The sequence below is a fragment of the Planktothrix paucivesiculata PCC 9631 genome (assembly GCF_900009265.2).
Taxonomy (GTDB): domain Bacteria; phylum Cyanobacteriota; class Cyanobacteriia; order Cyanobacteriales; family Microcoleaceae; genus Planktothrix; species Planktothrix paucivesiculata.
In genome coordinates, this window is sequence record NZ_LR735023.1 from 56,858 (window position 1) to 65,961 (window position 9,104).

Here is a 9,104-nt window from a genome sequence, read left to right on the forward strand (position 1 = left end):
TCTAATAAATCCAACCATCACGAAGGATTAATTATGAAAGCGATTATATCACGATTCAAGCGCATCCTACGACAACTTGAGAGCATATCACCCTATCAATATGACGGTTTAGTTATGCAGATGATGGGGGGTTTCTAATGGGAATATTTAACGCCATTGGCAGAATATTCGGAGGCGGAAAAAACGATACTGCTACCGACCCTAAAATAGCCATTAAAGGGGATGTTTCACCTATCCCACAAAACCTAATCACCCCTGATTATAGACCACAAAATGGGGTCTACATCACCACTTCTGCCGACCTTTTAAGGGAATGGGAAGCCCGACAATGGGCATTATCTCCTGAAGATTTACAAAAATTAAAGATGATGCACAAAACCCTTGAAGGTTACGAGAAATTGTCTCAGGAGTACGGAAAGGAATTGGGAGCTTTTAGTAAAACAGAAGCCAAATTAGTAAAGACTGTAACAGGCACTATCCCTAAAGTTGCGGGTGCTAATTTTGCCCAATATTCCCACAATCAAAAGCTTAATTCTAATATGGACGGAATAGCTGCGGAATATCAGAAAAACATTGCTTTGAGGCAAGCTGAAGCCCAAAAAATCCAACAACAATTATCACAGTTCCGAGCCAAGATGCAACAGCGAAAAGCAGATTTAAGAGGGGGATAGATGTCAAGATTTAGTCTCTACTTTGGGACGGGTTTAGCGAGTACAGGAGCAGGACATTTTTTAAGTCTAGTTTCTCGTTCCGTCCCTAACTTTAGCTGGCTGTATTGGTCAGTTTTTTTATGTCTAATTATCGCTTGCTTGGTGATGTGTACCCGAATAGGAAGGCAAATTTATTCAGGACAGTTCGCAACATCCCCTAGCGTTCTATTGACACTTTCATCAATTACTTTAATTACATATTTAATGGGGGTGATTTGGGGATGGGGTTTCTGACCTGGCTTGAAGAACATGAAGCTGCGGTATCGTCTTTAATTTGTTGCGCTGGCGGGTTCCTTGCCCTTGGTTGGAGTACAGTAAACCCCGGAATTAACCCCAGTCGGTTCTACTCGGCGGGGGTTACTGGACTGTTTGGGGTGGGTGCGATCGCCCTTTCAATTAAGGGCCTGAAGGAAGAAGAACGAAATATTATTAAACGCGACACCCAAGACGAGATTTATGGTCTTTATCAAGCTGCGGAAGTTCAAACTGTACAAAATATTCTGTTCCCACCAAGCCCTATGTCACCGGGGGGAATGAATACTTACTATCAGATGGAATTCAATGCTCTACCTGAACAGTTGGATTTCTACAATTGGGATTGGTTAGCCGATGAAGCTTCTGGAATCTTAGTTGGGGGTAACTCCGGCAGTGCTAAGACTTCACTCGCTGCTGGTTTTATTGTTGGGAAATTAACCGCCGTTACTCCTGCGGAAGTGATTGTACTTGACATTCACCAACGAAAAAATATCATCTGGAAACAGATGGGCTTCCCAAGGGTTGAAAGTGATGTCGAAACCATCTTTGAGATTATGAAATGGTTGATAGATGAAATTGAACGCCGGAAATACGAGGACGGACACCCGTTGATTGTCTGCCTGGATGAAATTAACGACACCCTATCAGAACTTGAACATTTAGACGTTATCAAACCCCTGCCTGATAAGACAAAACGCAGAAATACCTTTATCTATGCCATCCGCAAACTTTCCAACGCACGGAAGTTTGACATCTGTTTGTTAGGGTTCATGCAGAGCCACAATACCGAAGCCATAGGCATTGATGGGAAGTTTAGGAATAACTTTCTATTGGTGCTTTGTGGAGCATCAGCCAGAGATGAAATTGGAAATAAATGGAAGCACGATGACTCCCGTTTTCTGCACATTAAGAACACAGCTTATCCGGTTGTTATTTCAGGATCAAACCCTCTTCAGATAGCGGAACATCCCACCCATAAGCATCATACCCAGTACCGCAAAAAAGGCAATGCACCCGCTAATTTGATTCAGCCTAGATTCCTTGATAAATCATCAATTCCGGTCTTTGAATCAGTGGAACAATCAGAAGACTTTGAGGAGGATGATCACCCCCGTCAACCTTCAAAACCTGAACCACAGTTCCCCCGATTTAATTTTGAGAAAGCACCAGAACAACCCCGGGAAAATCACATTATTAACGGCGTTGAATTCTTGCCTGAAATGCTTGAAATTTTAGAATTAGCTAAACATAATGGTGAGCTTTCAATCAGACAAGCTTATAAGTCGGGGGCAGGTCAAAGGCTTAAATTATCATCTGAATCTACCTTTTTAGTGTTCGAGAAATTTGTTGAGGCGAGATTAGGCAAAATTGAAAATCGACAAATTGGGGGAGCAGTTCAGGTCATATTCATCCCGTCTTAGCCTGGAGGGGGTGGATGGCTAGGATGGCTAGGATGACTAGGATATCCAGGCAATCCACCCCCTCTACCCCCTCCAATTTTTTATCATCCATGCCATCCATCCTATCCTCCCTATCCACATCATCCCGGCATAAATACTAATATCAATCTCTAAATTATGCAAACAATTAATATTAACCCGACCTCCTCCGAGCTAGACGATAGTAAGCCTCGATTGATATTGTTAAAAGGGATTGTGATCGCTACCATCACCGTTAGCTTGATTGGGGGAATTATTCATGTAGTTAATAGTCGTCAAACTATCACCAAGTTACCTACACCGGAACAACCTAAACCCGATATCAGTAATCAGAAATTAATAACACCTACCCAACCATCGGAACCGCCCAAAGTTGTTGTAAAAAAACCAGAGAAGCCTATTGTTATTGAGGAAGGATCGGAGGCTTGGTTTTGCTTGCAGAATAACGGCGGCTCCGGTTGCCTTGATCGTGATCGGTTTGCACCAAATTATCGGATTGTTTCACCACCTCAACCTCAGAAAACTTATGAAGATTATTTGATTCAATATGGCATCCGACCGGGTGGAGATTGTGGGAGGTATTTTAATGGCCGTCCAAACTGCTAGGACTTAGACAATCCTGACGGGCTAATGCTTTGGGCTTTAAATCCAAGCGTTTCTCAAGTCGTATGTTAAATATTACTGAGATTGATTGATTTTTTAACCATTTAGGCTTAAATTGAAATCACCCACAGGAATGTTTGCGACGCTTCTGCGGGTGATAGTTAGTTATTCAACCAGGGTTTTGTTGAAACCCTTTCATAAACTTATGGATATATTAGCACAATCAGGGTGCGATGCAAGTATTTATTCAACTTTTTCTCCTTATTTTCTCAAGGAACCGCATTTTATTGAATGGCAAGGCTCTGGAGTCCATCAAGATATCATTGGTCTGAACGTTGTTAGTTTAGAAGGATATCAACCCGCCGAGTATTTACTTTATTCCCCACAACTCAAGCGACTCAACACCGGAAGACTCAATAGTTCTACCCTCCACACCTATCAACACTTGGAAGTTGGGGGCTGGTATTGTCAAGGTCTAGGAAACTGGGGCTGTTTCAAACCTGATAAACCCAGACAAATCCCAGACCTGAATACCGGGAAATCCAAGGTCATCAAATATGAACATCCCCCAAAAGTCACCACCAGTATTTTTCAACTTTCGGTATCTTGGCGTATCGGTCTAAAGATTGCCTTGAAACATGGCTATGGCCAGAAATATTCACAACGACTACAACATCATTGGCAACTTCCTTTCAATATTTCCCCGGCGCATTTACTCCAGGGATACGATAGTTTATTAGATTCCTTACTATCCCAAGAAGATATCGGGTTTTGGGACTGGGTACTAGAGAATAATATTCCCATTACGATTTGTGAAGGGGCGAAGAAAGCGGGTGCTTTATTAACTGCTGGTTATGTGGCGATCGCCTTACCGGGAATTAACGGAGGGGTACGAGTTCAGCGAGATAGCAATAGGGTGAAAATCAATAGTTTCCTACTCCCTGAACTAGAACGGTTTGCAACCAATAGCCGACCCATTTATATCTGTTTTGACCATGACCAGAAACGGACTACCCGAATTGCAGTTAATCGAGAAATCCAAAAACTCGGTCAATGTTTGAAATCCTTGAAGTGTCCTGCTTGGGTGATTACTTTACCTGGCCCCGATAAAGGTGTGGATGATTTTATTGTCAATCATGGTGAACATCAATTTGATGAATTATTTGCTCAAGCAACGGATTTAGAGTATTGGATTTATTGTAAAGAATATTCTATTACTTATCCTGTAACTAAACTTAATAGTCGTTACCTCAAGTTAAACTTTCCTGAACAGGGATTAGTTTGTATTAAGTCAGGAAAAGGAACCGGAAAAACCGAGAATTTAATCCCGTTAATTCAAGAATCAATGGGCATTGGGCGGAAAGTTCTAGTAATTAGCCATCGGATTCAGTTAGGGCGCTCTATTTGTAAGAGATTAGGATTAGTTTGGGTAGAAGACCGCCAGGAACATCAAGAGGATTCTATCTTTGGTTTTGGCTTATGTATTGATAGTTTACATCCCCTAAGTCAAGCTAAGTTTAATCCGTCGGAATGGTCAGATGCGGTCATTATTTTAGATGAAGTCGAACAAATTATCTGGCATTTACTCAATAGTTCAACCTGCATAGAAAAACGAGCTATTTTATGTCGAATGTTTACCGAGTTAATGCAAACAGTTTTGGGTTCTGAGGGATTAATTATTGCTCAAGATGCCGATTTATCGGATTATGGGATTGATTATTTAATCGATTGTGCTGGATTTAAAGTTAATCCTCAAGTTTATCTGAATGAATATAAGCATAATCAACAACGGAAAATTATTGTTTATAATCAATCAAATCCGTCTCATCTGATAACTCAACTCTATGAATCCGTAGGGAAAGCTCCGATTCTCATGGTTTTGGATAGTCAGAAAGTTAAAGGGAAGTTTTCTTGTATTAATTTAGAAAGTCAACTGCAAGCATCTTTTCCTGAGTTGAAGATTTTGCGAATTGATTCAGAAACCGTTGCTGATGAAACCCATGCGGCTTTTGGCTGTATGGAAGATATCAATAATCATATTAAAGATTATGATATTATTATTACTTCTCCCACAATTGGCACAGGAGTTAGCATTGATCTCTACAATCATTTTCAAGCGGTATTTGGGATTTTCCAAGGGGCAATTAATGTTAAAGATGCTTGTCAGTTTTTAGCCCGGGTTCGAGACTTAAATGTTCCTTGTCATGTTTGGGCGGCGAACTATGGTTGTGGTCAAATTGGCAATCGCTGTAGTTATTGGAAACCCTTATTAGCAACTCAAAATAAGGTTTTTAAACGCAATCTTAAAATTCTGCAAGAAATTGATTTAGAGTTATCAATAGATTTTGATGAGCAACTGACTCCCAAACATACTCAGACTTGGGCTAAATTTGCTGCCCGAGTGAATGCAGGTCAATGGAAATTTAGAAATACTTTAGTTAGAGAATTACAAGCGGAAGGGCATTTAATTGAAGTCTCAGAAGTTGAGAAAACCGCTTTAGAATGTGAGCGTTTATTAGGTGAAGTTTTAGACCCTTTAGCTCAAGTTCCCGAGTTCACTGAACAATTAAAAGGAACGGTTCAAAAACTCCATCATTTAGAACAAACTGCCAAAAATCACTTAGAGAAAGCCACGCAAACTCGGAATATTAATCAATACAATTATGCTTTGTTTATTGCTATTCAATCCTTACTTTGTCGGGAAAAATATGAAGAAATGAAAACCAAGCGCCAGAAAACCAAAGAGGATTTAGCCCAGGAGCGTCATTATGAGATTTCTTATCGTTATGGGGTTGAAGTCTCGCCAGAATTGGTGTTGAGGGATATGGCGGGGGATTATCCTAAGCTGCGGTTACATTATTATTTACTGCATCCTGAACTGGTTCATCAANAGCAACTCAAAATAAGGTTTTTAAACGCAATCTTAAAATTCTGCAAGAAATTGATTTAGAGTTATCAATAGATTTTGATGAGCAACTGACTCCCAAACATACTCAGACTTGGGCTAAATTTGCTGCCCGAGTGAATGCAGGTCAATGGAAATTTAGAAATACTTTAGTTAGAGAATTACAAGCGGAAGGGCATTTAATTGAAGTCTCAGAAGTTGAGAAAACCGCTTTAGAATGTGAGCGTTTATTAGGTGAAGTTTTAGACCCTTTAGCTCAAGTTCCCGAGTTCACTGAACAATTAAAAGGAACGGTTCAAAAACTCCATCATTTAGAACAAACTGCCAAAAATCACTTAGAGAAAGNCTGAACATCTGAGCATTTAAACATTTAAGTTCAATAGGGTGGCATTCTGATTTCTTGCTGTAATCCAGTCAGAACAGGTATTAAAATCGTAGGGCTAATATGAAATGGTGTTAGATTCACTTAGCTTTTCCCTGAGACTTTCCCTATAGTTTAGTATTTTCTTCGGGTGCNCGCAAGGCAATTTGAGCATATTGTGATTGATACACCAGCCCGACCCAATCCCGAAGACCTGAAAACGATTGCGGAAGGATGTGATTTACTGGTGCTCCCCACTTCTCCCGATGCTTTAGCAATCCGAGCCACATTACAAATGGTCGATGCTCTGCATAGTCTTCAGAGTAATTATAAAATCCTTTTGACTGTAATTCCCCCCAAGCCTAATCGCAGTGGCTCAGAAGCCCGACTCGCTATTCAAAAAGCCGGACTCCCAATTTTTCAAGGGGGGATTAGACGGTTGGCAGTGTTTCAAAAAGCCGCCTTAGAAGGTATTTCTGTTGGCCAGGTGAATGATCCCTACTCCAAAGCGGCATGGCAATGTTATCAACAAGTTGGACTGGAGATATTACCATGAGCCGTTTTGATAATTTGTTTAATGTCGCCAAGGGAAAAGATGCCACAACACCCCCAGACGATTTATCCGGTGCGGACAAACTCAGCAAAAGCAAAGACCCCAACTATGTCCGAACCACTATTTACCTTCCACGCGAACTGCACCGGAAGCTGAAAACCCAAGCCACAATAGACGGTGAGGAAATGAGTCAAATCATTGAACAACTCGTTGATAATTGGTTGTCTGAACATTCAGATATTTAAACATTTGAATGTCTGAACATTTAAACATTTAAGCTCAATAGGGTGGCATTCTGATTTCTTGCTGTAATCCAGTCAGAACAGGTATTAAACTCGTAGGGCTAATATGAAATGGTGTTAGATTCACTTAGCTTTTCCCTGAGACTTTCCCTATAGTTTAGTATTTTCTTCGGGTGCAAATAGATAGTAATTGAATCAATATTCTGAAATATTTAGGGTACAATTAAGCTCATAATCCCGTCAGGAGTAGGGTTAGAGTGTCAAGAGGTTTCAAATATTTTTAGCAGTTGACCAATTTGGTAAATGCAATTACAATCAAATTAACAAATTACTCATTGATAGATGCTAGACACCTCTTATATTGAAAGAACGACGGGATTTAGTGAAGCTACCATTCAATCAGTCCTTGAATCTTTTATCAAATTTGTCCAATTAGAACTACGGGCAGGCAACGAAGTCAAAATCGTTGATTTTGGAGTCTTTTACCCTAAAGAACTGGGGGAACGACAAGCTCGCAATCCTAGAACCGGAGAACAAATTATCGCTAAAGCTAGGACTAAACCTAGAGTCCGGTTCTTCGACTCCTTCGAGAAAGCTATTCAGAATCCCAAATCTGTTACCTTAACTCTCCCGACTTCCCCGATTCCCCCGATTCCCCCGACTATTCCAACTGCTTTACCGCCTCCAGTACCAGTAGCAGTAGCAGTATCAAGGATTTGGCACATTGTTAAGGATGGGGCTGCTCTCCCAATTCCTGAATCCCAATTGAGGGGGAAAGGCAAAGGTAAAATCACTCCCGATACCCTAATCTGGACTGAAGGACAAGACGGTTGGAAATCTGCCTCTGAAGTTCTACCCCAACTTTTTGCTTAATGCTTGATTAATCCCATAAAAAGAAGACTACGGATTCGCTGATCCATAGTCTTTTTTAGTAGTCTTTTTTTAGTGCCAAACTGCCAAAACTTAGAGGGAGAACTTGAAAGATTAGGTTTGAGTTAATAGAGCCTGAGCATAAACAGTTTCACCATCGGAACTCAGTCCGGTAATGAATAATCCCGTATAGGGGTCAGGGTCAGTCCCCTCATCTTCGACATAGATAACTCGCGGATTCTCTAACAACTTAAACAAACTATAAAGTTGGACATTATATTCCAGCATTTCTGTTACTCCTTCCAGATTCTCCAAGGGAATACTTCCGGCTGCAATAGCTTCAGCAACACCCTGTACTCCGGTCAAACTTTCAACAATTAATGGAGAAAAAGTTTCGGTCAAATCCATCACTCGGACGGTTCGCTCAGGAGGTTTATATCCCGTTACCCCAACAGCTTTTTTCCGGGCTGTAGCATCCAAACTTAGAACTTTTTTATCATCTAAAACTGATTTGGTTCGCTTGATTGCCAGGGGACTATCTGATTCGGACTCGCCCCAATAGTTGAAGTCTTTGACCGTATTTTTTAGAGTGGAAACTGCTAGTTTTGCTGTGATTTGTGAAACCATTTTAATTCAAAATAACAACTGTACTTCTATCGTACTACAATATCTTTTTTTTGACAATGTTAAAATCTCACAAAGCAATTAGGAAATAAAAAAAGCCCTCAGAATCCTGAAGACTTTTAATTCTACTTTCCTTAATATTATTGGTTCTAGCCCCATTTACCCGCCACAATCTTAATAGTCCCATCATTCTCGGTTTGGGATTCAATTTCAAATCCCTGGGCTAGTAGCTGATAAATTGTGTTTTCCCTTGCGTACATTGGTAATAAAGCCTCCATAAACTTTGTTTTACCCCAAGCATCATTATCGGAAATAAACTCATATTCCCCTTGAGAATTGAGCTTGAATCCTAAATTATAATTATGGTGGGGTCGTCGAATAACAAAGTCTGCTATTATGCTATTGCCATAATAATCTTCAATAACGCTATTGGTTTCGAGAGTTGCTCCTGTTAGAATATCAAGTTGAGATTCAATTAATTTGTTGAGAACTTGTTTAAGGACAAAGCGGTCTTTGATTGAGGTTTTGATAGTTGTTAGATG

9 protein-coding genes are annotated in these 9,104 nt (G+C 40.4%); 7 read left to right on the forward strand and 2 right to left on the reverse strand.

Features of this window, described 5'->3' with window-relative positions:
• Positions 1–137 precede the first annotated feature (137 nt).
• From PL9631_RS19710 to PL9631_RS19745, 7 genes are all read left to right on the forward strand, one after another.
• On the forward strand, positions 138–671 hold the full coding sequence (locus tag PL9631_RS19710; RefSeq protein WP_083622978.1) for a hypothetical protein: 534 nt from the start codon (positions 138–140) through the stop codon (positions 669–671).
• A 413-nt stretch (positions 672–1,084) separates the two neighbouring features.
• A complete protein-coding gene (locus PL9631_RS19715; RefSeq protein ID WP_156090639.1) occupies positions 1,085–2,386 on the forward strand; it encodes a hypothetical protein in 1,302 nt (433 codons plus the stop codon).
• A 156-nt stretch (positions 2,387–2,542) separates the two neighbouring features.
• Positions 2,543–3,010, forward strand: a complete 468-nt coding sequence (locus PL9631_RS19720; RefSeq protein WP_083622982.1) for a hypothetical protein — start codon at positions 2,543–2,545, stop codon at positions 3,008–3,010.
• A 202-nt stretch (positions 3,011–3,212) separates the two neighbouring features.
• Positions 3,213–5,957, forward strand: a complete 2,745-nt coding sequence (locus PL9631_RS19725) for a plasmid replication protein, CyRepA1 family (RefSeq protein ID WP_197046441.1) — start codon at positions 3,213–3,215, stop codon at positions 5,955–5,957.
• A 494-nt stretch (positions 5,958–6,451) separates the two neighbouring features.
• Complete coding sequence (locus PL9631_RS19735; RefSeq protein ID WP_197046442.1) at positions 6,452–6,829, forward strand: ParA family protein; 378 nt, start codon at positions 6,452–6,454, stop codon at positions 6,827–6,829.
• Positions 6,826–7,071, forward strand: coding sequence for a plasmid partition protein ParG (locus PL9631_RS19740; protein ID WP_026789234.1), 246 nt, complete (start codon positions 6,826–6,828; stop codon positions 7,069–7,071). Before PL9631_RS19735 ends, PL9631_RS19740 begins: the two co-directional genes overlap by 4 nt.
• A gap of 339 nt (positions 7,072–7,410) precedes the next feature.
• Positions 7,411–7,941, forward strand: a complete 531-nt coding sequence (locus tag PL9631_RS19745; RefSeq protein WP_083622988.1) for an HU family DNA-binding protein — start codon at positions 7,411–7,413, stop codon at positions 7,939–7,941.
• A 111-nt stretch (positions 7,942–8,052) separates the two neighbouring features.
• Here PL9631_RS19745 and PL9631_RS19750 read toward each other — a convergent pair whose 3' ends face one another.
• Both PL9631_RS19750 and PL9631_RS19755 read right to left on the reverse strand, forming a co-directional pair.
• Entirely contained in the window at positions 8,053–8,565 is a 513-nt protein-coding gene (locus tag PL9631_RS19750; protein ID WP_083622990.1) for a hypothetical protein, read from the reverse strand.
• Between the two features lie 146 nt (positions 8,566–8,711).
• A partial coding sequence (locus PL9631_RS19755) for a DUF1257 domain-containing protein (RefSeq protein WP_083622992.1) occupies positions 8,712–9,104 on the reverse strand: 393 nt, incomplete at its 5' end.